This window comes from Pseudomonas retamae, assembly GCF_043496865.1.
GTDB classification, from domain to species: Bacteria; Pseudomonadota; Gammaproteobacteria; order Pseudomonadales; family Pseudomonadaceae; genus Aquipseudomonas; species Aquipseudomonas retamae.
The window spans coordinates 354,944-374,795 of the sequence record NZ_JBIEIL010000001.1; the positions used below are offsets into that span (position 1 = coordinate 354,944).

The following is a 19,852-nucleotide window of genomic DNA, read 5'->3' on the forward strand; positions in this document are numbered from 1 at the left end:
CCTTACTGTTTCGACTCAGGCGCCTGCGCCTGGGCTTGAGGCTGAGCAGGCGCGACCTTGGCGCCTGCCTGCAGGCCACTCAGGCCGCTGACAATCACCTGATCGCCAGCCTTCAGGCCTTCACTGATCTGCCAACGCGAACCCTGCATGGAACCGGTCACCACAGTGCGCGCTTCGGCGCGGCCGTCGGCGCCGACCACCATGACTTGCGCCCCGCCATCGCTGCCGCGCTGCACCGAGCGCTGTGGCACGAGAATGGCCTGATTGTCGGTGCCTTGAGGTGTGCGCACGCGCACGAACATGCCCGGCAGCAACACACCGTCGCTGTTGGCGAACTTGCCACGCAACGACACCTGGCCGGTGCCGCGGTCAACGGCGACATCGGTAAACATCAGGGCGCCCTGACGCTCGTAAGCAGTGCCGTCGACACGAATCGACAACGCCTTGTTGTCGTCGGCGGAGAGTTTGCCGCCCTTGAGCGATTCGCGCAGACGCAGCGCGTCAGCAGCCGATTGGGTGAAGTCGACATATACCGGATCCAGCTGCTGAATCCGCGCCATCAACGTTGCGTCGCCCTGACCGACCAAGGCACCTTCGGTGACCAGTGCGCGACCGACACGCCCGGAAATCGGCGCGGTCACCGAGGCATAACCCAGGTTCAACCGGGCGCTTTGCAGATCAGCCTGGGCCGAACGCGTGGCCGCCTGAGCACTGCGCAAATCGGCCATGGCGCTGTCGTAGTCCTGCTGGCTGACCGCTTCGATCTTCACCAACGGTTCATAACGCTTGACCCGTGCCTGAGCCTCAAGGGCAACGGATTGCGCACGGGCCAGTTCACCTTCGGCGCGAGACAAGGCTGCTTTCAGCGGTGCCGGGTCGATCTGGAACAGCAGGTCGCCGGCTTTGACATCAGCACCTTCTTCAAAACGCTTCTGCATCACGATGCCCGGCACCCGCGCACGCACTTCCGCAACGCGCATCGGTTCCACCCGGCCCGGCAGCTCTGACGTCAGTGCCAGCGGCTCAGTCTTCACTGCAAGCACCTCTACCGGACGCGCCACTTCAGCCATATCCGCCTGTTCATTCGCTGGTCCACACCCGGCCAGCGCAATGGCAACTGCCAACGACCCCGCCATCCCAACTGCACGCAAATTGCCCATAACTCACCCGAGGCTTGATTGAATTTGGTGCGAATGCTACTTTCCAAATCCTAATGAGTCAATAATGTCTCATATGAGAAATGTGTGAATCTTACGTGACGGTCGCTTGAGGCTTGGTGATGAACTTGATTTCCCATGAAGAACACCTGCTCAAATCGTTGACCGTGGCGGTCGTCAACCGGCCGCGGGCAACCATGAAAGAGCTGGCGCAATTGGCAGGCGTGAGCAAGGCCACCCTGCACCGCTATTGCGGTACACGGGAAAACCTGGTGCAAAGACTGGAAGAACACGCCGAAGCAACGCTCAATCTGATTATCCGCCGCGCCGGTTTGCAGCATTTGCAGGCGCTGGACGCGTTACGCCGATTGATCCGCGAACACCTCGCCCATCGCGAGTTGCTGGCGTTTCTGATGGCGCATTACCGCCCCGACTTTCTCGATTTCGAACGGGGCGACACACGCTGGCAGTTTTACCTGTTGGCGCTGGACGGATTTTTTCTGAGAGGCCAGCAGCAAGGGCTGTTTCGCATCGACATCACCGCCGCGATTTTCACCGAGCTGTTCATCACGCTGGTGTATGGCCTGGTGGATGCCGAACAGCGCGGGCGAGCCGCCAACGCCGATTCGGCACGAACCCTTGAGCAAATGTTCCTGCATGGCGCGCTGGCCGGTGGTCAATTGCGCGAGCAGGCCTGCGTGCCGGAAAAGATGCTCTAACGCTCAAAAATGGGTGAAGGCATCGCTGATGCTGGCAACCGGAGGGTGACTGGAATGATGGACAACCGTGTGGCCAGCTGGCCGGTGTTGCGAATACAGCGCACCCGAAACCAGGGCGACCGCGAGCAAAGCAAACAGGAACCGACGCATCGAACACCTCCATCGTCCAGCCGCGGGCTGAACGCAGTTTTATTGTTATGGGTGCTTCGAGTCTGGCCCTCTGAGCGAGGTGAACGCTTTGCAGATCGCGCCAGCGTTTTTGCAAATCGTGCCAGTTCTTTCCGGCCAGCGGCGGCCGGTCATTCTGAGGGTTGAGCGGATGTCCACGGTTCGAGGTACTGCGCTGTTGGGGTTCAAGGCGTTTTGTGCCAGTCAGGGCATCGACCCGGCTTCGGCGCTGGCCGCGGTTGAGCTGCCTGAAGACCCTCTGGATGCTCGACTGTCCGGCGCGCAGTTCAATGCCTTGATCGACTTGTGCGCCCAGCGCTCGCACAACCCGCTATTCGGCGTGCAGTTCGGCTTGCGCCAGGGCACGCAAAGTCTCGGCACCCTGCTCTACGCCATGCGCAGTTCAGCCACGGTCGGCGAGGCGCTGAATTTGCTGACACGTTATTTCCACATCCTCAGCGACGGCGCACTCGTGCAGCTTGAGCGTCAGGCCGGCAACGCCCTGCTGCTTTACGACGTCACGGATGGCACCTTGATTTCGGTCCGCCAGACCGTGGAACTGGCGATGGGTATCGTCAGTTGCCTGCTGCGCGAACTGCTCGGGCACGCCTGGCAACCAAAAGCCCTGCTGTTGCGCCACAGTGCTCCGGCCAATCGCCTGGCCTATCGCGCGTTGCTCGGGGTGGCGCCGCGTTTCGACAGCCCGGTCAATGCCTGGGTATTTGATGAGTCATTACTGACGACACCGCTGGGCACGACAGACGTCAGATACCGACAATTGGCCCGGCAACATATCGACGAACTGGCCCGCGTGACGCTGGAGGAGTTGCCGTCTTACCTGCAAAAAAGGTTGCGTAATGAACTGGCCCACGGCCCGGTCACGCTGCGTGACATGGCCGAGTACATGATGATCAGTCCACGCACCTTGCAGCGCTATCTTCAAGCTCAGGGCTCGGGATTTCAGGAGTTGCTGGACCAGACGCGCCGAGCGATGGCCGCGCGCTACCTGTGCGATTCGTCGCTCAGCCTGACGCAAGTAGCGGGTCTGTTGGGTTACGCCGACCTGAGCGCATTTTCCCGGGCATTCACCCGCTGGAACGGGGTCAGCCCGCAGCAGTGGAAACAACGCACACAACACTTACCTCGGTAAATCGACATGGCTTGCAACCCGTTCATTCGCGCCATCAGCCTGACAGGTTTCGATCCATTCGCCCGGCGTCAGGGACTGGAGCCGAACCGGATGCTGCGCCAGGCGTGTCTGCATGTCGCGTCACTGCAGCGCCCGGAAGACATCCTGTCCTTTCGCAATTACTGCCGCTTGTTGACGCTGTGCCGGCAGCGCTCGAACAACGCGTTGTTCGGTCTGGAGTTCGGCCTCCATCAGGGAGTCGACGTCTTCGGTGACATGTTTTTCCTGATTCACAACACCCGCACCGTCGGCGACGCGCTGCGCGAACTGCGCGCCAATTTCGCCCTGTACAACGGCGCAGCGCATCTCTATCTGGAGCTGGTCGACGACATCGCGTTACTGGGTTATCGAGCCGATGAGCAGGAGATCGACGGCCTGGCGCAGGCCGAAGAACTGGCGTGCGGGGTGGGTCTGCGACTGATGCAAACCCTGGCCGGTAAACCGTGGCAACCCGAGGCAATCATGCTCCGCCATGCGCCTTTGGCGGATGAAGGCCTCTATCGGCAGGCGCTAAACATCACGCCGACGTTTTCAGCCGCGCACTCGGGATTGCTCTTCAATGCCAGCGTGCTCGCGCAGCCGCTGGATTGCGCCAGTGAAGCCTTGCATCAGCTCATCGCTGAACATTTGGCAGGCATTGAACGCCTGTCGACCGACGCCATGCCGGGCTACGTCAGGCAATTGCTGCGCAATCTGTTGCCCAGCGGACGTGCGACGATCGACAGAGTGGCCGATTGCATGGCCGTCACCCCGAGATCCTTGCAGCGCCACCTGGCCGAGGAAAACACCTCTTTTCAGCAGTTGCTGGACGAGACGCGCCAGCAATTGGTGCGCAAATACCTGCAGGTCCCGACAATCAGCCTGCCGCAAGTAGCGCACCTGCTGGGCTACGCCGATGTCAGTACATTCTCGCGGGCTTTTCATCGATGGTTTGGCGTGTCGGTGCTTGAGTGGTGCAGGCAATCCGGTGTGAACAGACAGCCCTTGTTGCTTCGCAATCGAGTGAAAGAACGACCTTGAGCATATTTACACTGGAACTGTATTTTATTGGAGGTCAGCACTTACAGCAAGCTGATTGCAGTCAGTAGCAGTTATCGGCCAATAGCTTTCAGCAGGGGACATGCGGGCGTAGGATGTGGGCTCACCCCATCATTTCAACGAGGGTCTTTCCCTTATGAGTGAATCTGTACAGACAATCGTGACATGCCCAAGATCCAGGTGATGGGAGCGGAGACGTCATTATCGATCTTCCACCGGATGTAATTGCAACAATGAACGTCGGTTTGGGTGATTGCCTGAGCATCGTGTTAATCGACGGATCGATAGTGCTTAAGCCACTCCGCGGCACTGACATGCAATCTTGAGGCCGTTGTTGACCGAGACTGTGTGAAATCATTTAGAGAGACTTACCAAACGCTGGCAGAATTTACGTATCAATGCAGACTTCAAAACGGTGCATGTGTTTTCACAAAGTCTAGCCGAGAGCTGCCGCTCACGGACGACCGCTTCCGGCCAAGTGCGGTCGTTCGTAAGCGGTCGCTATCGGCCAAAAGCAGGCTTGAAACGGCTCATACAGCATGAAAGCCCTTAGTCAGTCATCGCCATGCGGTTTCAAGTTTTTCAAAAGTGTGTGGCGATTCCAAGGTCCGCAGTACTGAGGAAGATGTGCGACAAGTCGGTAGCCGCATCGCTTGTACCAGTGCGCCACGCTGTCATCGAGGGTCTCAATGAGCGCTTCATGGCAACCACGCTCTAGAGCAAGTGCCTCAAGCCTGTGCAAAAGCTCGGTCCCGATGCCTTTCCCACGCCATGGAGTATCTACCCATAGGTAACTGATAAAAAGACGGCCAAACTCAGTTCGACCTGTGACACCGCCAACCAAGGCCTCATCATCCATCAGCGTGCAGGCTATGGGATCGGCATTTCCGCCATGTCCGCGCGACAAGTTCTGCCCGTGTTGTATGACGCCATCAGATACGGCACGCAGATACTTCTCGTGAATGCTGCCGGTTGTACGCCACTCCTTCCTCATTTCATTCCTTTATGTCGCGTTGAAACAAAGAGTCATGCAAGTCGAGTGCCGTTTCTAGCGCCTTGGGCTGGCTGCTATCACCACTCAACTAAGGTCACAAACGGCAGCGTCTGGCCGACAGCAGTACGTCATGAGGCGCTGCTTGCGGCCAGTAGGGGACGTTCGCTTAGCAAATAAAAATTCATGAGAGGAATCGTACGCGAAGGTTGGACCGCCTTCGCGTACCAGGGAGCCCCTATGAGCAATCGAATGTCATTATAGGCAGTGACTTTCGTGGTCAAAACGCAGTACTCATCCACTGCCGCGGTCCTGATGAAAGGGCAGCTTTACAGCTTATAGCCACCACTTGCTTCAATGACCTGGGCGGTCACCCAGCGGCTTTCCTCACACGCCAGATACGCCACGACCGCGGCGATGTCTGAAGTTTCTCCGAAGCGGCCCAATGCGGTGTCAGCTTCGATCATTTTAACCATGTCGACGTTTTCACGTACGGCCGCGTTCATGTCTGTCCGTACCCAGCCCGGCGCCACGGCATTCACCGTAATGCCGTACGGACCCAATTCCTGTGCAAGCGCATGGGTCAGGTTGTTGATACTGGCTTTGGCCATCGAATAGATCGGCACTGCCGACATGGCTCGCGCGCCGGCACCGGAGGTGATGTTGATGATTCGCCCGCCATCGCTTAGACGACTAAGTGCGGCTTGAACGACGAAAAACGGCGCTCGAGCGTGGACTGCAAAGATGGCGTCCCAATTGTCCGGAGTTGCATCCCGAAAACTGCCCCAACCGGAATTTCCGGCATTGTTGACAAGAATGTCGAGCGCTTTACTGCCGTTTCGTCTGATGAGTTCACGGTCGAGTTGTTCGAACAATGTGGGGATAGCCTGAACATCTGACAGATCTGAATGAAGGGCGAAGGCACTACCATCGGCGCTCTCGATGGCTTCAACCACCTCCTCGGCGCCGGACTTGCTTGCGTTGTAGGTCAAGGCGACTGTTGCGCCTTCTTTCGCCAGGCGCTCTGCAATCGATCGACCGATTCCCCGCGACCCTCCTGTCACCAGGGCCGTTTTTCCCATTAGCGATTGTGGCATCTGAAACTCCATTAAAACTCGAATTCTTGGTGGGGTGATCTACATAAAGCTCAGGAGATCCGTTCGCGCACGATGGGACCAGGGAGTGCCTCCACAATCGAGACACCCAGCCGAATGAGATCGGTATCGCCGTTGTATTCGTGTTCGGCGATGTGGTGCAGCAGAACGCCGAGCTGCTCCAATTGGCGGGCGACGTTCAAAGGACCTGCATTGATGGGCGTGAAGCCCGCGTCTTTAATCAAACGGCGCGCGACGTGGCCTGCCTCCTGGTCGTCAGTTGCGTAGAAAACGTTAGGCTTGGACGCCGAGGCAGACCAGGCAGCACCCTCCAGCACCGGCGCCGCCAACAGGCTGAAGGCCTTGACCACCCGCGCACGCGGAAGGCGGTTTTGCAGATACTCGGCAGTCGAGTTGTCACGCATGAATGCATGGTCATGAAAGTGCACAAACTCGTTAGTGACGCCGAGCGGATTCATGGTTTCGATCACGATCTTGCCGTCGAGTGCGCTGCCAACCGCGTCGATCACAGCGTCTGCCCTGGGCCAGTAGACCGAGAACAACACAGCTTCGCCAAATTGAGCCGCTTGTTCGAAGGAGCCATGGCGGGCCCGCTCGCCTAGTTCGGCTAGCAACGGCGCAATCTTGCGATCCTCGCCGTCCTTGGCGAGCACCAACTGGTGATTCGCGGCACCCCAAGCCCGCGCTAGCCTGCTGCCAAGATTCCCGGTGTTCAGTATTCCTATCTTCATCACAGCCCCTCTTTCTTACGGTGAAAGACATCACTGTAAGGAGGCATGGAAAATAGATATATAGCATGTAGAACGACAGACTGTTGTCTATAGATACATCAGTTCATATCTGAAATAGGACCGGTGTGACTTCAAAAGAACCGGACGCCAACTATGAAGACGCCCGGTTTAGAACCATTACCCCTCGACGGTATTCGCACTCGCCAGCTCAAGGAACAGAGCAATATGGATGGGCGGAAGACCTTCCAGCGTTCCTCCGATGGGAGACGGACTCTTGGTAGTGCTGATCAATTGACGAGCTTGTTCTGGCGAAAGCGGTTTGCCGCGTTGACGGTAGACTTCTTTGGCCTCTTGCTCGGTCAAGCCTTCTGGAACCTCAGGCGCGTAGGGCCAGAAGTAAATCGGCGTGTTGGGTTCGATACGCCAGCTGTCGGCGAGTGAACCCGCATCGACCACGTTGTACCCAACAGCCTCTATGAAACGTGTGATCATTTCCTTAGCAACGGCGTCGTCACCAGCGATGGGCAAGGTGGTACGTTCGGCATCGCCCTTGGGACGAGCGTTGTACTGCATATGGATCCAGCCAATGTTATGGATACCTTTAACCACCTTCGCGTCTTTGAGGTGTTGCTGAATCAGTTCGCTGGAAGTTAATTTGCCCTGATCGAGATCGGTCCGGCGAAAATCGCCCATGCCTGGGTAGTAATTGGTTTGATCGATAACCACCTTGCCAACGAACTTGTCGGCCGGCAGAGTTTTGAAGTTCGCAAGCGGAATGGCCAGCGAGACGATATCGCCCGCGGCGATGGCCTCTTCGACAGAGCCCGCACGAGCGAGAGGCCCAAGTTCCTTTACCAACTTGGAAAGGGAGTCAGGGCCGCGGGAATTGCTGATCACGACCTTGTAGCCTGCTGCGACCGCAAGATGGGCGACTGATTTGCCCACCAAGCCCGAGCCAATGATTCCGATCGTCTGGGTCATCTTGAATATTCCTTCTATGGGGGTTCGGCGGGACCCGCCGAGAGACATTCAGCACCTTGTAGTGCCTGAAGCGCACTTTAGATTCGATCGGCCCATTGATAAATGGATACTAAAGTCACAGACTGTTGTCTATGAACACATCAATTGATTTGCCGGAAATGAAAGTCTTCGTCGCCGTTGTCACCGATGGCTCTTTCACTACGGCGGCGAACCGACTTGGCACGGATAAAGCCCGAGTCAGTCGCATCGTCCGACGTATGGAAGAAAAGCTCGGTGCACAATTGCTCATCCGCTCCACTCGGCGTCTGAGCGTAACTGAAGTGGGACGCGATTATTTCGAGCGGGCCATGTGCATCCTGACCGCCGCCGAGGCGGCTGAAGCGGCTGTGGCGCAACAATCTAGGGAGCCAAAGGGCCTGCTTAAAATCACGGCCGGATCTGAGTTCGGGACTATGGTAGTGGATAGTTGGATCGCCGCGTTTCTGCGCCAGTTTCCGAAGGTGACGGTGGAAGCGGAATACACCAACCGTTTAGTCGACATCATTCATGAAGGCTTCGATGTCGCCATTCGCGTCGGCACGCTCGAGGATTCGGGACTGTCGGCGCGCAAGCTGGGCGAGGTGTTCTACGGGCTGTACGCAACCCCGGACTACTTGAAGCAAGGATCGAGGATCAACGCGGTCAGCGATCTCAAGCATCATGATCTGATCATGAAGGCCACGCGCGGCCGCTCGAACTGGAGCCTGGTAAACGGTACGAATTCGGAGAAAGTCACGGCCGCTCCGCGCTGTTCCGTCAATAGCACGATCGCCGCAAAAAACCTAGCGCTTGAGGGGCTGGGGATCGCACAACTCCCTCGCTTCATGGCTGAGCCACATGTCGCCGAAGGCACTTTAGCTTGCGTGCTCTCCGGATGGGCGGAGATCCCTGCACCGGTCCACGCCGTATTCGCATCGAGCCGCTATATGGACCCCAAAGTACGCAGCTTTGTGGACCTGAGCTTAAGTGCGTTTCAGGGCAACAAACGATAGTCCAGTGTGCGACTTAGTGACGTCAGTGCGACGTTGGCGCTTTTTCCTCTAAACACGCTTCATTATGGAAATGAACTCCATTGGCATTAGCGATCGAATCCACTATCTATCTTCGCGCGTCTTCACTGTAAGCAGTCAGTGATACGGCTGCTTTTGGCCGGTTAGTGAAAGGCTGGGTGAATAACTAGGCGCGGTTGCGACGATGCTTCCTGTCAGCATAGCAACTTCTCCTAGCGTTAAATCTTCAATATGTTTATTTTTCTCACATAGTAAAAATTCGGTATGTAATTTACATTCTGCATTTCTGGCTTCAGGGTTTGCTGAAGTAACTACCTATGACCGCACCGAAAGCAAGCATAGACCAGCATCTACGAATCATCGTCCCTTTTTAAGCCATCCGCAGTGATTCGATGGAAAACTGTCTGTTCGAAACTCTCATCTTCGATCATTTGGCTGCTCACGAACGTCTGCTTTTGGCCGATAGCGGTCACTTTCGAGGGTTCGCTAATGGCCGCTAGCTGACTCCTGCGGTTAGTTCTTAGGGTTGCTTGATGTCGTTTTTTTTCTAACTCGTGGCTTGCGCTTGATCTCAGGCAGCTGGCGTATCTGAATCAACTGTTGTTCTAAAGTTTCTGCACGGGCCAACTGTGCCGCCGCACGTTGCTCCGCTCGGCTGAGCTCGTTTTGGGCCGACTCCAACCTACGTCGCAAGTCGTCGCATCTGCGGTTGGCTACTTTTGATAGGCTTAGTGCGGCTCTCCCCTTCTCCTGGGCCCGATCAACCTCGCGGTGAGCCCGATCCTCAACGCCACGCAAATAGTTCTCCTGTGCCATTCGCTCCTGCTCGGCCTTGAGTCGTAGCGAGTGGAGTTCCTGTTGGAGAATTTGATTTTGCCCTTGGGCATCGTGCCGTTCACGCCTCAAGACATCACGCTGTTGCTGGAGCTCCTCAATCTGGGCCTGCCGCTGCACCAACAGAAGGTTCAGGTCAGCCAAGCGAGATTCGGCCGCCTGACGCCCGGCCATTGCTTCAGAAACCTGTTGGCGCCCTTTTGCCAGATCCTGATGCGCTCTATCTTCAATTTGTGCGAGTCGCTCACGTTCAGCGTCCAGCACTTGGCGCTGCTCCTCTAGACCGAGTTCGGCGACGCCCTGCGCCAAGTGGATCGCCTGCTGCCACACAGCGATAAACGCCTGCGACACCTCACTAGGTAACGCCGGCAAACGGGTCTCCCCGCTGAGGCGTTCGGCCAAACGTGCCCACCAAATATCGAGGAGCCTACCGACTCTAGCCGGACTTTCCCTACCCAGTTCCAGGCACATGCGCTCGACCGTCGGCCGCTCACCACGCGCCAGCACTGCATCCGCAGCCGTAAACACCTCTTTTTCCGGCACCCCTACTGCGATGACTCACCTCGGCGTATATGAGGTCTTATAATTGAATGTTATCCCTGTCAAATGCTAGAGGCGCGGCTAGCCGCGGTTCGATCGTGCGCTGCTGGTCTTGAGCGGAAGCGCTGCTTGGAAGCAATCAGCCTGTCGGTCGAGGACCTGCGCCGGTTGAATGCCAGAACCTAGCTTTACGTCCCGGACAGTAAAAAGATCGAGACCGGGCAGCATCTCGATGACGCAGAACTTCACCTCGTGGGTTTCGTAGATGGCGAGCGCCTTTGAAACATCGCGCTCCGTGGTGACCTGGGCCAACCGTCAGAGGTCATGACGACGAGGCTGAGGCTAACGGTGAGACACGAAGGCCTGTGTACACCTTACGATGAACAATCACGTTAATTGTCAGAGCATTGAGCCAGCAATACAAGGCACGTGAACTGCTTGTGAACATCTGACATCGCCCACTTGTTAAATCAAGTATCTATTAGATATAGCAGCTCGTGTCCTGGCGCCCGTTCCTCGATTCCGCGACAATCGGTGATGACGGCGAAATTGTTGTCCCCAGTATTCCTCCCAACGCTTCTCCCGCGTCTGCGCACTGCCTGGCTGCACATGTTGTGCTGGATGGCGATGCTATTGATGAGATTGAACGTCTTCTTTGGGTCGAAAACAGTCACACCCGCCCGAAACGTTCACGGAGAATTGGCCCATGAAAACCGCCGTAATATCCGACACTCACAATCTCCTACGCCCCGAAGCCATCGACGCGCTCCAAGGCTGTGACCTGATCATCCACGCCGGCGACATTGGCAATCCGGAGATCCTCGCCCAATTGTCCAAAATTGCTCCTGTTCACGCCGTGCGCGGCAACAATGATCTCAGCAGCCCATGGGCCAAAGACCTTCCCGACCTTCTGACCTGCACTCTCAACGGCTGGCACACCCTGCTTATCCACGACATCGCCGACGTCCCCGCCGATCTAGATACAGAAATAAAGCTCATCATCACCGGCCATTCCCACAAACCGCGCATCGAATGGCGCGGCGATCGTCTATACGTGAACCCTGGTAGCGCCGGCCCTCGGCGTTTCAAGTTGCCGGTCACGCTGGCAATTCTCGAGATACAACCCGACAGCATCGAGCCGCGCCTGATTTACCTGCTGGATCCCCCCGCCTGAAATCGCTGCGGTTACCGCGATCCAGAACAGGGAGTCCACGCATAATTCGCAGCCACCAGTTACCGCAGCGTTTCGTAGGCAATCACGCAGCTGGGATGACGTAATTCTATCTCGCGACCGACATTGGATTGCACCCTTCCCCGGCTTCCCCCATGACTCACCTCATCGGATATTTCGCTTTTCGACTCTTTGATCGATTCATACCGAGCGTTCGGGCCTCTGCGATTTAGCAACTGACTGCGACCCGGCTCCGCGAGCGGCCGGCTTCGCCGCACAGATCCCGACCATGCACCAGCCTCAGCCATCAAAAAACACGATGGCCGTCATGCCGCTCTGGTATTGGCTGTGGCCCGCCCCTCTCCCTAAAGTGGATCGCTCAAACAATAACTAGGACTTCTCCATGCGTTTTCCACCGACGTTGCTTTCACTTGCCTTGTTGGCACCGCTGATGAGTTCTGCCGCGACGCCGGCTAAAGATGCAACGGCGATCACGCTGCAGAGCAATCAACAATGGTTGCAGCGTTTGCCCTTCGCCGACCGCGGCGATTTCGAAGCGGCGCAGCGCGGTCTGATCGAGCGGTATGAGGGTGTGGTCAGCAATGCGAACGGCAAGACCGTCTGGGACCTGAATCAGTACGCGTTCCTGAACCAGACCAACGCACCCGGTACCGTCAACCCGAGTTTGTGGCGCATCGCGCAGCTCAACACCATTGCCGGTCTGTTTAAAGTCACCGACGGTATTTACCAGATTCGTGGCCTGGACCTGGCCAACATGACCATCGTCGAGGGCGACAATGGTTTGATCGTGCTCGATCCGCTGCTGTCAGTGGAAACCGCTAAAGCCGGTCTTGAGCTGTACTTCAAAAATCGCCCGCGCAAGCCCGTAACCACCGTCATCTACACGCACCCGCACGTTGACCATTTCGGCGGTGTACGCGGGATTATCGACGAAGCGGATGTCACCGCGGGCAAGGTCCAGGTGATTGCGCCGCAAGGTTTTTTCGAGCACGCCATCGGAGAGAATGTGTTGGCCGGGCCGGCAATGAAACGTCGCGCTCAATACATGTACGGCGCACCGTTGCCGCGCAGCGAGCGCGGCCAGGTAGATGCCGGGCTGGGCAAGGGCATTCCGGCCAACGCAACCATCAGCTTGATTGCTCCTACCAGGGAAATCAGCCAGCCGGTGGAGCGCCTGACCCTCGAGGGTATCGAGGTCGAATTCCAACTCACCCCTGGCACCGAGGCGCCGGCGGAAATGAACATCTATTTCCCACGATTCAAGGCGCTGTGCATGGCCGAAAATGCCACTCACGTGCAGCACAATGTGCTCACCTTGCGCGGCGCGCTGGTGCGCGATCCGAAGATCTGGGCGCATTACCTGGACCAGTCGCTGCTGCGTTACGGCAATCAGGCCGAGGTGGTTTTTGCCCAGCATCACTGGCCCACCTGGGGCGGTGCGCAGATACGCGAATATCTGGCTGACCAGCGCGACATGTACGCATTCATCGACAGCCAGACCCTGCGACTGATCAATCAGGGACTGACGCCCATGGAGATTGCCGACACCTTGAGTTCGCTGCCGCCACGCTTGGCGAACAAGTGGTACAGCCGCGATTACTACGGCTCGTTGAGCCACAACGTGCGTGCGGTGTATCAGCGCTACATGGGGTTTTACGACGGCAACCCGGCGAACCTCAATCCACTGCCGCCGCAGGCCGCAGGCAAGCGTTACGTCGCGGCGATGGGGGGTGCCGATCAGCTCTTGACGCAAGCGCGCAAGGCCTTCGACGAGGGCGATTATCGCTGGGTTGCACAGCTGACCAATCATTTGGTATTCGCCGAGCCGGACAATGCCGATGCACGCAACCTGCAGGCCGATGCGCTGGAACAACTGGGCTACCAGAGCGAGAACGCGACCTGGCGCAATGCCTACCTCAGCGGCGCCCAGGAATTGCGCGACGGCGTTGCGGCTGCAACCGGCGGCGGCGGGAATGCCGACGATATGGTGCGGGCGCTGACCCCGGCAATGTTCTTCGATTACTTGAGTGTGCGGGTCGACGCGCTGAAAGCCGCCGACCATGACTTGAGCATCAACTGGCGCTTCACCGATCTGAACGAGGATTACGCCCTGACCTTGCGCAACGGTGTCCTTACTCACCGCGACTTGACCCGGCATGATCAAGCCGACGTGAATATCAGCATGAACAAGTCAACGCTGGATCGCATCGCGCTGAAACAGACTGGCTTTTTGAAGGAGGCAACGGTGGGCGATATTACGATCACCGGTGAGCGCGTGAAATTTCTACGCTTCATGGGTGGACTTGAGGAAACGGACGGACGCTTCAATATCGTCACACCCTGAACATGGGCGGCGCTCAGGCGCCGCTTTGCAGCTCGATCATGGCGATCAACGCCAGCAAACAGACGCTCGCGCCTAAAGCCAGAATCACCACGGGCGCCGGCGATGCCTGTTCCGTGCGCAGCATTGCCAATCCCTGGCGATAGCGGCGCCCTTGCCTGGCGAGCAACCCAAGGGCGGCGACACTGCCTATCCCCAGCGACAGCCAGGCCCCCTCTCGCCCCGCCAGCACCAGCACGACCAGTAACGCGACCAAAGTCCGTCGCCACGCCAATTCAGTCCGCTCCGCCTGCAGCCCCGGATCACCCATGCCAGCGGGGCCACAGCGCACTGCCGATCAACATCACCGCCGTAACGCAAGCCATCGCCACCAATGGCGCGAGCGCCGGCAAGGGCAGCGGCCGACGTTGGCGCAGCGCACGCTCTACCCGGAGCCAGCGCAAGCAGGCACCGGCACTGACCAACTGACTCAACACCAACAGGATAATGGCCACGGCCATGCGCAAACCGGGCTCGAAGACCTGTGTGGCGAAGGCCTCGATGGCAATGGCGCCGCCCAGCAATGCCAGCGATGTGCGAATCCAGGCAAGAAAGGTTCGCTCATTGGCCAGCGTAAATCGCGGATCGGGCGCCTCGCCGCCGCCCAGCAGGATTTCAGTCCAGGTGCGGCGCTTCGGACTCATCCCCATCAGCGCACACCAAAGCTGCGCAATGCGCCGGGCGAAAAGTACGAGAGACTCGTCGGCACGTTGAAGGCGTATGGATTGCGTTGCTCGTTTATCAGGCCGGAGACGTGATATCGACCGCTTTTCAGGTCGTAGGTCACCTCCATCGCGTTCACGGCCGCCTCACCGCTGGCGTGGTAAAAACTGTGCGCTGCGGAGGTGCGCCATAACGTGCCTCGCTGGTCATAGACATCGGCCTCGAGAATGGCCCAGGTGTCTTCGTCGATGTAGTAGTGACGTTTGCCGTAGGTGTGCCGGGCTCCCGGTTTCAACGTCGCAACCACTTCCCACACCCGATGCAGTTCATAGCGCGTCGGACCAGGGTTGACGTGGCCCGGCTTGATCAAGTCGCTGTAGCGCAATCGGGGCGAGGCCAGGCGATAGCTGTTATACGGCACGTGGAGCATTTTCTTGCCCACCAATTGCCAGTCGTAACGATCGGGTGCGCCATTGAACATGTCACGACTGTCCGCCGTGCGCAGGCCTGCCGTCCCCGGCCCGGCGGTGTCATAGGCGATACCCGGCGCGCGCCTCACTCGACGCTGGCTGGAACTGTAGACCCAAGACAATCGCGGTTCGGCGACCTGATCCAGTGTCTCGTGTACCACCATCGCATCCCCGGCGAGCCGCGAGGGTGCGGTCATTCGGTGGGTGAAATAGTAGAGAACATTGTTGGCATCAGCGCCCCGCAGCCCATCAGGTCGAGCGAATTCCTGGCGCGCACTCATCAGGGTAAATCGGCCATTGCCCTGCGGCGTGGCGCTGTCGGAGACAACGGTGTAACTGGCATTGCGGTTGCGGGTCAGGTGGTTCCAGATCACTTCCAGGCCACTTTTTGGCAGAGGGAAGGCAACCGCTCCGGCAAAACCTCGCAGACCGTTGCCTTGGTCGTCGAGTTGCGCGTGCGTGGCATTGCGTGCGGCGGATGCGGCGAGGTGCGCGGGTATGGCGACGCTGCGATGGGTCGGGTAGACAGGCAGCTTCATCGTCTCGGGAAAACGCTTGAGCAAGGCGATCTGCCCCGCTGACAGCTGATCTTCGTATTGGCGGTAATTGTCTGCGGTTATCTCGTACAGCGGTCGTTCACTGGCATAAGGATCGACCGGCGTGCCGTTGCTTTCCAGTTGCTGTTGCGCGGTTGTTAGTCCGCCTTGCCAGGCCGGGATTCGCCCGTCGGGGGTGGCGCCTCGCTCGGCGCCGATCGGCGTCAGGTTCTGGGGTAATTCACTGGCGGCGAGCGCTCCTCCCGCCCACGGTACCCCCAGCAAGACACAGCATGACAACGCGATCAAAGACGACTGAATAAAACCTCTGGTACGTGCTGACATCACTCTTAACCTCTTATTGTGTTTATCAGAGAGTGAACATGTGCAGTGGTCCCGCCAGACGCCAAAGCGGCTGCCAGGATGGTGGGCAAAAACAATTTTTAGCGCCGGTTCGATAGCCTCCGAATGAGTATCAATGGATACTAAGTAGCCCTCTGGGCCTCGACAAATAGCGTCTTCAGATAGTTGCCATAGCAGTTCGGCATAGCCAGAGATTTGCCAATGACTTTGAAACAGCTGCGTTACCTCGTCGCGATTGCAGAAGCTGGAAGCTTCTCCAATGCTGCACGCCGGGCGTTCATCGCTCAGCCTGCCCTGAGCCGTCAGATCGGTTTATTGGAAAGCGAACTGGAAATGCAGTTGCTCGCCCGTCAGCACGACGGCATTGAACTGACCGATGCCGGACGACAGTTATACGAAGTGGCGCGCTCGGTGATTCAGAAGCTCGATTCGGTGAAAGACGAGCTCAAATCCAGTCGGGGCAATCCGATGGGCCATGTCGCGATTTCCATTCCGGCCACCGCTTCGTCGCTGCTGTTGCCGACCATCATCACGCAGGCACAGGCGAAGTTTCCAGGGATCAAGCTGACGATATGGGATGGCCTCAGTCGCGAAGGCGGCCAGGCGATCGAGCTGGGCAAAGTGGATTTTGGTGTTGTGCCAAACGCTGAGGAACTGGAACACGTCATCGCCGAACCGGTCTTCACCGAAGACCTGTATTGGGTAGGCACACCGGGTCAGGAGGCTGATCAATCATCCATCACGCTGGCTGAAGCGGCCGCGACCCGGCTGGTGATGCCGCCGCGCGCCCTGCATCTGCGGCGTCGGATCGAGCAGGCGGCGATGGAAACCGGGGTGACACTCGATTCAAGCTACGAGCAGCAGTCTGCTCCTGGCATCAGCAGCCTGGTGCGCGCCGGGTTGGCGGCAACCATCAGCAACTGGCCGCCGCTGACAGAATTGCTGGAGCCGATCTCGGCCCGGCTGATCGTCGAGCCGCGAATCACCCGCACGATTTCCCTGGCTTATTCGCAGCACAAGCCGCTGTCGTTCGCGGCCACCTGCATGCGCGATCTGGTCCGCGGCGTCCTGGTCGAGGCCGTCGTCGACGACCGTTGGAAAGGCAGTTTGATCGAGCGTGCACCCGAAGAAACCTTGAGCGCGGTCGATCACTGAGGGCGCCGCAACGGTAGGCCGTGCAGCGCCGCGCGGTTCAGTTGACCCGAGGCAGTGCGAGACCTTTGACCTCGTCCAGTCGCTGGCGGGTTTTCTGCGGATCCATCCAGAACAAACCGATCAGCCCGGCAATGATCAGCACGGCGCCACAGACCAGAAACCCTTCACCGTATCCGGCCGGATGCTCGGCCCCCGCCCCCTGCACGAGGATGCCGGTGACCACCGGTGCCGACAAACCCGCGAGCGAGGCAATGCCGTTGCCGATCGCCAGAATGCCCGCACGTTGGCTGCCGGGTGTGAATTCGGCGAGCATGGCCGGCCCTACCGAATACATCACCAGCGCCAAGCCACCGCTGAACGTCAGGCTGACGATCCGCTCTATGCTCGACAATCCCGGCAGGAACAGCGCTGCGCTGAGCAGGCCGCTGGCAATCAGGCAAAACGAAACGAATGCTCCACGCGACCAGCGCGTTGCAATACCGCCGCGAAGCATGCGCTGGGACAGCCACGCCATGAACAGACTCAGCGGCGTGGTCACCACCACGAAGAGCACGAACACCCGGCCCGTCATGATGGGGTCGATGCCGAGCCCGTTTTCCAGATAGCTCGGCACCCAGGTCAGGGTCAGCGCCAGCGACCAGTTGGCGGCGAAATGGCACAGGTAATTGCTCAGCACCGTGCTGTCCGTGAGCAAGCGCCGATACGGCACGCGCTCGTCATCCTGCTTCAGCTGGCCCGGACGGATGCGATCGAGCGTACCCTCACGACCCAGCAGCCACCAAAACACACACCAGACTGCGCCGATGACGGCCAGAACAATGAAGTTCATTCGCCAGCCGTAATGCACGCTGATCCAGGGGATCATTGCGCCCGCGACCAACAACCCCAAGGCGCTGCCGGTATGCAACAGCGCGACCGGAAGGTTGCGCCGGTCATTGGGAAACCATTTGTACAAGGCGTGGGTAGCGACTGGCGAGGCCGGACCTTCGCCGATACCCAGCAGCACCCGGCAGGCAATGATGGCCCAGAGCGAAGTGACGAAAAGCATCGGCAGTTGCACGACCGCCCAGAAGGCGCCCATCCCCAACAGCAACGTGCGTGTGGGGCGGCGGTTCGCCACGAAGCCGCCGATGACCGCAGAAATGGCAAAGAACCAGTGCAACGCGCCCCCTACCAGACCGAACTCGGTCGGGCTCAGGCCAAGCTCTTTGGACATCGGTACCGCCACCAGGCCGATGACCACTTTGTCGAGGAAGTTCACCAGCATCAGCAGCGCCAGCAGTACAGCAATCATCCAGGCGGTGCCCAGACGTGCGGGTGTGTCAGTGTGAGTCATGGTCGTCTCTCGTTATTGTTCTTGTCAGAGCGTCCGGCCCTGCACGACCGGACGTGCGGCACTCGCTGCTAGCTCGGCATCAGGACACCCTTGGCAATGGTGTTGCGCTGAATTTCGCTGGTACCCGTCAAGATGCGCATCATTCGGGTCGCGCGGAAAATCCACTCCACCGGATGGCCGCGCAGCAACCCCGCGCCGCCGTGAATTTGCACCGCGCGGTCAGCAATACGGAAAGCGGTTTCGGAGACGAACAGCTTGCACATTGGCGCCTGAGTGCGGATATCGCCGCCCGCGTCGTTCACCGCTGCGGTGGCATAGACCATGCTGCGCGCGGCATGCAGCTCGGTGGCCATGTCGGCAATCATGTGGCTGATCGACTGGAACATCGCGATGGGTTGGCCGAACTGCTTGCGCGTGCGCGCGTAGTCAATCGACAGGTTCAACGCCAAGCCTGCCATGCCTAACAACGTCGGGCAATGCAGCAAACGGTTGAGCGTGATCCGCCCCATCGCCAGTTTGAACCCCTGACCCTCTTCGCCAATACGGTTGGCCACAGGCACCCGAACGTCATCCATGAAGATGTCGCCATGCGCGCCACCGCCAGACATCACCGCATAGTCACTCTCGATGCGCACGCCTGGCGCCTTCAGATCGACGAAGAAGGCCGAAATGCCTTGGGCTCCGCCGCCGGTGCCGGTCACCGCAAGCAGCACGGCAATATCCGCATAAGGCGCGCCAGAGATGAAACGCTTGCTGCCGCTCAGCACATAATCGTCGCCGTCGCGTCGGGCACGGGTGGTGATCGCCGTCGCATCGGAGCCCGCCTCACTCTCCGTCAGCGCAAAGCACACGGCTTTTTCGGCACGGCACACCGGCTGCAGGAAAGTCTCGACTTGCTCCGGGCTCGCGACCTTGAACAGATGCCCGATGCGCGGCGGTCCGGACAGTTCACCGAGGATGTGCGGCGCCAGCATGGAACCGCTCAGGACCGTGGCTTCCTTTACCGCGCACAGGTCTGAAACGTTCAGCCCCGCGCCACCGATCGCCTCGGGCAGCATGACGTTGTAAAACCCCTGCGCGCAGGAGCGCTGCCACACTTGCTGAAGCACTTCGCGCGGGTGCGGCTCCGACCAACTCAGGCCGGCGCTTTGCTCCAGCGGGCGGATCTCATCGCGGATAAAACCGCCGATGGCCTCGATGATCTGGCTGGCCTTTTCACTTGGCTGATACATGGTGATCTCCTCG

The 19,852-nt window shown here is 58.8% G+C and carries 19 protein-coding genes; 7 read left to right on the forward strand and 12 right to left on the reverse strand.

The genetic code is table 11. The features are described from left to right. Positions 1–2: 2 nt before the first annotated feature. Positions 3–1,160, reverse strand: a complete 1,158-nt coding sequence (locus ACGSLL_RS01445) for a MexC family multidrug efflux RND transporter periplasmic adaptor subunit (protein WP_394502445.1) — start codon at positions 1,158–1,160, stop codon at positions 3–5. Positions 1,161–1,279: 119 nt separating this feature from the next. Here ACGSLL_RS01445 and ACGSLL_RS01450 point away from each other — a divergent pair, with 119 nt between their 5' ends. From ACGSLL_RS01450 to ACGSLL_RS01460, 3 genes are all read left to right on the forward strand, one after another. Then, on the forward strand, positions 1,280–1,876 hold the full coding sequence (locus ACGSLL_RS01450) for a TetR/AcrR family transcriptional regulator (RefSeq protein WP_394502448.1): 597 nt from the start codon (positions 1,280–1,282) through the stop codon (positions 1,874–1,876). A gap of 319 nt (positions 1,877–2,195) precedes the next feature. Beyond that, the gene (locus ACGSLL_RS01455) at positions 2,196–3,194 is read left to right on the forward strand and encodes an AraC family transcriptional regulator (RefSeq protein WP_394502450.1); all 999 of its coding nucleotides are present in this window, start codon (positions 2,196–2,198) and stop codon (positions 3,192–3,194) included. A gap of 6 nt (positions 3,195–3,200) precedes the next feature. Beyond that, the gene (locus ACGSLL_RS01460) at positions 3,201–4,253 is read left to right on the forward strand and encodes an AraC family transcriptional regulator (protein WP_394502452.1); all 1,053 of its coding nucleotides are present in this window, start codon (positions 3,201–3,203) and stop codon (positions 4,251–4,253) included. Between the two features lie 571 nt (positions 4,254–4,824). On the opposite strand, the gene ACGSLL_RS01465 is transcribed toward ACGSLL_RS01460, so the two are convergent. The 4 genes from ACGSLL_RS01465 to ACGSLL_RS01480 form a co-directional block, all read right to left on the reverse strand. Beyond that, complete coding sequence (locus tag ACGSLL_RS01465) at positions 4,825–5,265, reverse strand: GNAT family N-acetyltransferase (RefSeq protein WP_394502455.1); 441 nt, start codon at positions 5,263–5,265, stop codon at positions 4,825–4,827. Between the two features lie 326 nt (positions 5,266–5,591). Further along, entirely contained in the window at positions 5,592–6,359 is a 768-nt protein-coding gene (locus ACGSLL_RS01470) for an SDR family NAD(P)-dependent oxidoreductase (RefSeq protein ID WP_394502458.1), read from the reverse strand. Positions 6,360–6,409: 50 nt separating this feature from the next. Beyond that, positions 6,410–7,108, reverse strand: a complete 699-nt coding sequence (locus tag ACGSLL_RS01475; RefSeq protein WP_394502460.1) for an NADPH-dependent F420 reductase — start codon at positions 7,106–7,108, stop codon at positions 6,410–6,412. 177 nt (positions 7,109–7,285) lie between these two features. Continuing rightward, positions 7,286–8,089: an NADPH-dependent F420 reductase gene (locus tag ACGSLL_RS01480; protein WP_394502463.1), complete on the reverse strand. Its 804-nt coding sequence runs from the start codon at positions 8,087–8,089 to the stop codon at positions 7,286–7,288. A gap of 131 nt (positions 8,090–8,220) precedes the next feature. Between ACGSLL_RS01480 and ACGSLL_RS01485 the strand changes: the two genes are divergently transcribed. Next, the gene (locus ACGSLL_RS01485) at positions 8,221–9,120 is read left to right on the forward strand and encodes a LysR family transcriptional regulator (protein ID WP_394502465.1); all 900 of its coding nucleotides are present in this window, start codon (positions 8,221–8,223) and stop codon (positions 9,118–9,120) included. A gap of 531 nt (positions 9,121–9,651) precedes the next feature. Here ACGSLL_RS01485 and ACGSLL_RS01490 read toward each other — a convergent pair. Further along, positions 9,652–10,527, reverse strand: a complete 876-nt coding sequence (locus tag ACGSLL_RS01490) for a DNA-binding protein (RefSeq protein WP_394503068.1) — start codon at positions 10,525–10,527, stop codon at positions 9,652–9,654. A gap of 66 nt (positions 10,528–10,593) precedes the next feature. Next, positions 10,594–10,824: a hypothetical protein gene (locus ACGSLL_RS01495; protein ID WP_394502467.1), complete on the reverse strand. Its 231-nt coding sequence runs from the start codon at positions 10,822–10,824 to the stop codon at positions 10,594–10,596. A 394-nt stretch (positions 10,825–11,218) separates the two neighbouring features. Between ACGSLL_RS01495 and ACGSLL_RS01500 the strand changes: the two genes are divergently transcribed. Together ACGSLL_RS01500 and ACGSLL_RS01505 are read left to right on the forward strand one after the other, a co-directional pair. Beyond that, positions 11,219–11,686, forward strand: coding sequence for a metallophosphoesterase family protein (locus tag ACGSLL_RS01500; RefSeq protein WP_394502469.1), 468 nt, complete (start codon positions 11,219–11,221; stop codon positions 11,684–11,686). A gap of 400 nt (positions 11,687–12,086) precedes the next feature. Beyond that, positions 12,087–14,048, forward strand: coding sequence for an alkyl/aryl-sulfatase (locus ACGSLL_RS01505; RefSeq protein WP_394502471.1), 1,962 nt, complete (start codon positions 12,087–12,089; stop codon positions 14,046–14,048). Positions 14,049–14,061: 13 nt separating this feature from the next. Here ACGSLL_RS01505 and ACGSLL_RS01510 read toward each other — a convergent pair whose 3' ends face one another. Genes ACGSLL_RS01510 through ACGSLL_RS01520 form a run of 3 tightly spaced genes read right to left on the reverse strand, consistent with a single transcriptional unit; the run spans position 14,062 to position 16,098 of the window. Further along, complete coding sequence (locus tag ACGSLL_RS01510; RefSeq protein WP_394502473.1) at positions 14,062–14,301, reverse strand: hypothetical protein; 240 nt, start codon at positions 14,299–14,301, stop codon at positions 14,062–14,064. A gap of 46 nt (positions 14,302–14,347) precedes the next feature. Continuing rightward, positions 14,348–14,734 (reverse strand): YidH family protein, encoded by a 387-nt coding sequence (locus ACGSLL_RS01515; protein ID WP_394502475.1) that lies wholly within the window; start codon positions 14,732–14,734, stop codon positions 14,348–14,350. Continuing rightward, positions 14,734–16,098 (reverse strand): DUF1329 domain-containing protein, encoded by a 1,365-nt coding sequence (locus ACGSLL_RS01520; RefSeq protein WP_394502477.1) that lies wholly within the window; start codon positions 16,096–16,098, stop codon positions 14,734–14,736. Before ACGSLL_RS01520 ends, ACGSLL_RS01515 begins: the two co-directional genes overlap by 1 nt. A gap of 219 nt (positions 16,099–16,317) precedes the next feature. Here ACGSLL_RS01520 and ACGSLL_RS01525 point away from each other — a divergent pair, with 219 nt between their 5' ends. Next, positions 16,318–17,271: a LysR family transcriptional regulator gene (locus ACGSLL_RS01525; RefSeq protein ID WP_394502479.1), complete on the forward strand. Its 954-nt coding sequence runs from the start codon at positions 16,318–16,320 to the stop codon at positions 17,269–17,271. 37 nt (positions 17,272–17,308) lie between these two features. On the opposite strand, the gene ACGSLL_RS01530 is transcribed toward ACGSLL_RS01525, so the two are convergent. Together ACGSLL_RS01530 and ACGSLL_RS01535 are read right to left on the reverse strand one after the other, a co-directional pair. After that, positions 17,309–18,565 (reverse strand): MFS transporter, encoded by a 1,257-nt coding sequence (locus ACGSLL_RS01530; RefSeq protein ID WP_394503070.1) that lies wholly within the window; start codon positions 18,563–18,565, stop codon positions 17,309–17,311. Positions 18,566–18,675: 110 nt separating this feature from the next. Continuing rightward, positions 18,676–19,839 (reverse strand): acyl-CoA dehydrogenase family protein, encoded by a 1,164-nt coding sequence (locus ACGSLL_RS01535; protein ID WP_394502481.1) that lies wholly within the window; start codon positions 19,837–19,839, stop codon positions 18,676–18,678. Between the last annotated feature and the right edge of the window lie 13 nt (positions 19,840–19,852).

Excerpts from the sequence above, each read along its gene's own strand:
- ACGSLL_RS01445 (WP_394502445.1), bottom strand. The coding sequence starts at position 1,160 with ATGGGCAATTTGCGTGCAGTTGGGATGGCGGGGTCGTTGGCAGTTGCC.
- ACGSLL_RS01450 (WP_394502448.1), top strand. The coding sequence starts at position 1,280 with ATGAACTTGATTTCCCATGAAGAACACCTGCTCAAATCGTTGACCGTG.
- ACGSLL_RS01455 (WP_394502450.1), top strand. The coding sequence starts at position 2,196 with ATGTCCACGGTTCGAGGTACTGCGCTGTTGGGGTTCAAGGCGTTTTGT.
- ACGSLL_RS01460 (WP_394502452.1), top strand. The coding sequence starts at position 3,201 with ATGGCTTGCAACCCGTTCATTCGCGCCATCAGCCTGACAGGTTTCGAT.
- ACGSLL_RS01465 (WP_394502455.1), bottom strand. The coding sequence starts at position 5,265 with ATGAGGAAGGAGTGGCGTACAACCGGCAGCATTCACGAGAAGTATCTG.
- ACGSLL_RS01470 (WP_394502458.1), bottom strand. The coding sequence starts at position 6,359 with ATGCCACAATCGCTAATGGGAAAAACGGCCCTGGTGACAGGAGGGTCG.
- ACGSLL_RS01475 (WP_394502460.1), bottom strand. The coding sequence starts at position 7,108 with ATGAAGATAGGAATACTGAACACCGGGAATCTTGGCAGCAGGCTAGCG.
- ACGSLL_RS01480 (WP_394502463.1), bottom strand. The coding sequence starts at position 8,089 with ATGACCCAGACGATCGGAATCATTGGCTCGGGCTTGGTGGGCAAATCA.
- ACGSLL_RS01485 (WP_394502465.1), top strand. The coding sequence starts at position 8,221 with ATGAACACATCAATTGATTTGCCGGAAATGAAAGTCTTCGTCGCCGTT.
- ACGSLL_RS01500 (WP_394502469.1), top strand. The coding sequence starts at position 11,219 with ATGAAAACCGCCGTAATATCCGACACTCACAATCTCCTACGCCCCGAA.
- ACGSLL_RS01505 (WP_394502471.1), top strand. The coding sequence starts at position 12,087 with ATGCGTTTTCCACCGACGTTGCTTTCACTTGCCTTGTTGGCACCGCTG.
- ACGSLL_RS01515 (WP_394502475.1), bottom strand. The coding sequence starts at position 14,734 with ATGGGGATGAGTCCGAAGCGCCGCACCTGGACTGAAATCCTGCTGGGC.
- ACGSLL_RS01520 (WP_394502477.1), bottom strand. The coding sequence starts at position 16,098 with ATGTCAGCACGTACCAGAGGTTTTATTCAGTCGTCTTTGATCGCGTTG.
- ACGSLL_RS01525 (WP_394502479.1), top strand. The coding sequence starts at position 16,318 with ATGACTTTGAAACAGCTGCGTTACCTCGTCGCGATTGCAGAAGCTGGA.
- ACGSLL_RS01530 (WP_394503070.1), bottom strand. The coding sequence starts at position 18,565 with ATGATTGCTGTACTGCTGGCGCTGCTGATGCTGGTGAACTTCCTCGAC.
- ACGSLL_RS01535 (WP_394502481.1), bottom strand. The coding sequence starts at position 19,839 with ATGTATCAGCCAAGTGAAAAGGCCAGCCAGATCATCGAGGCCATCGGC.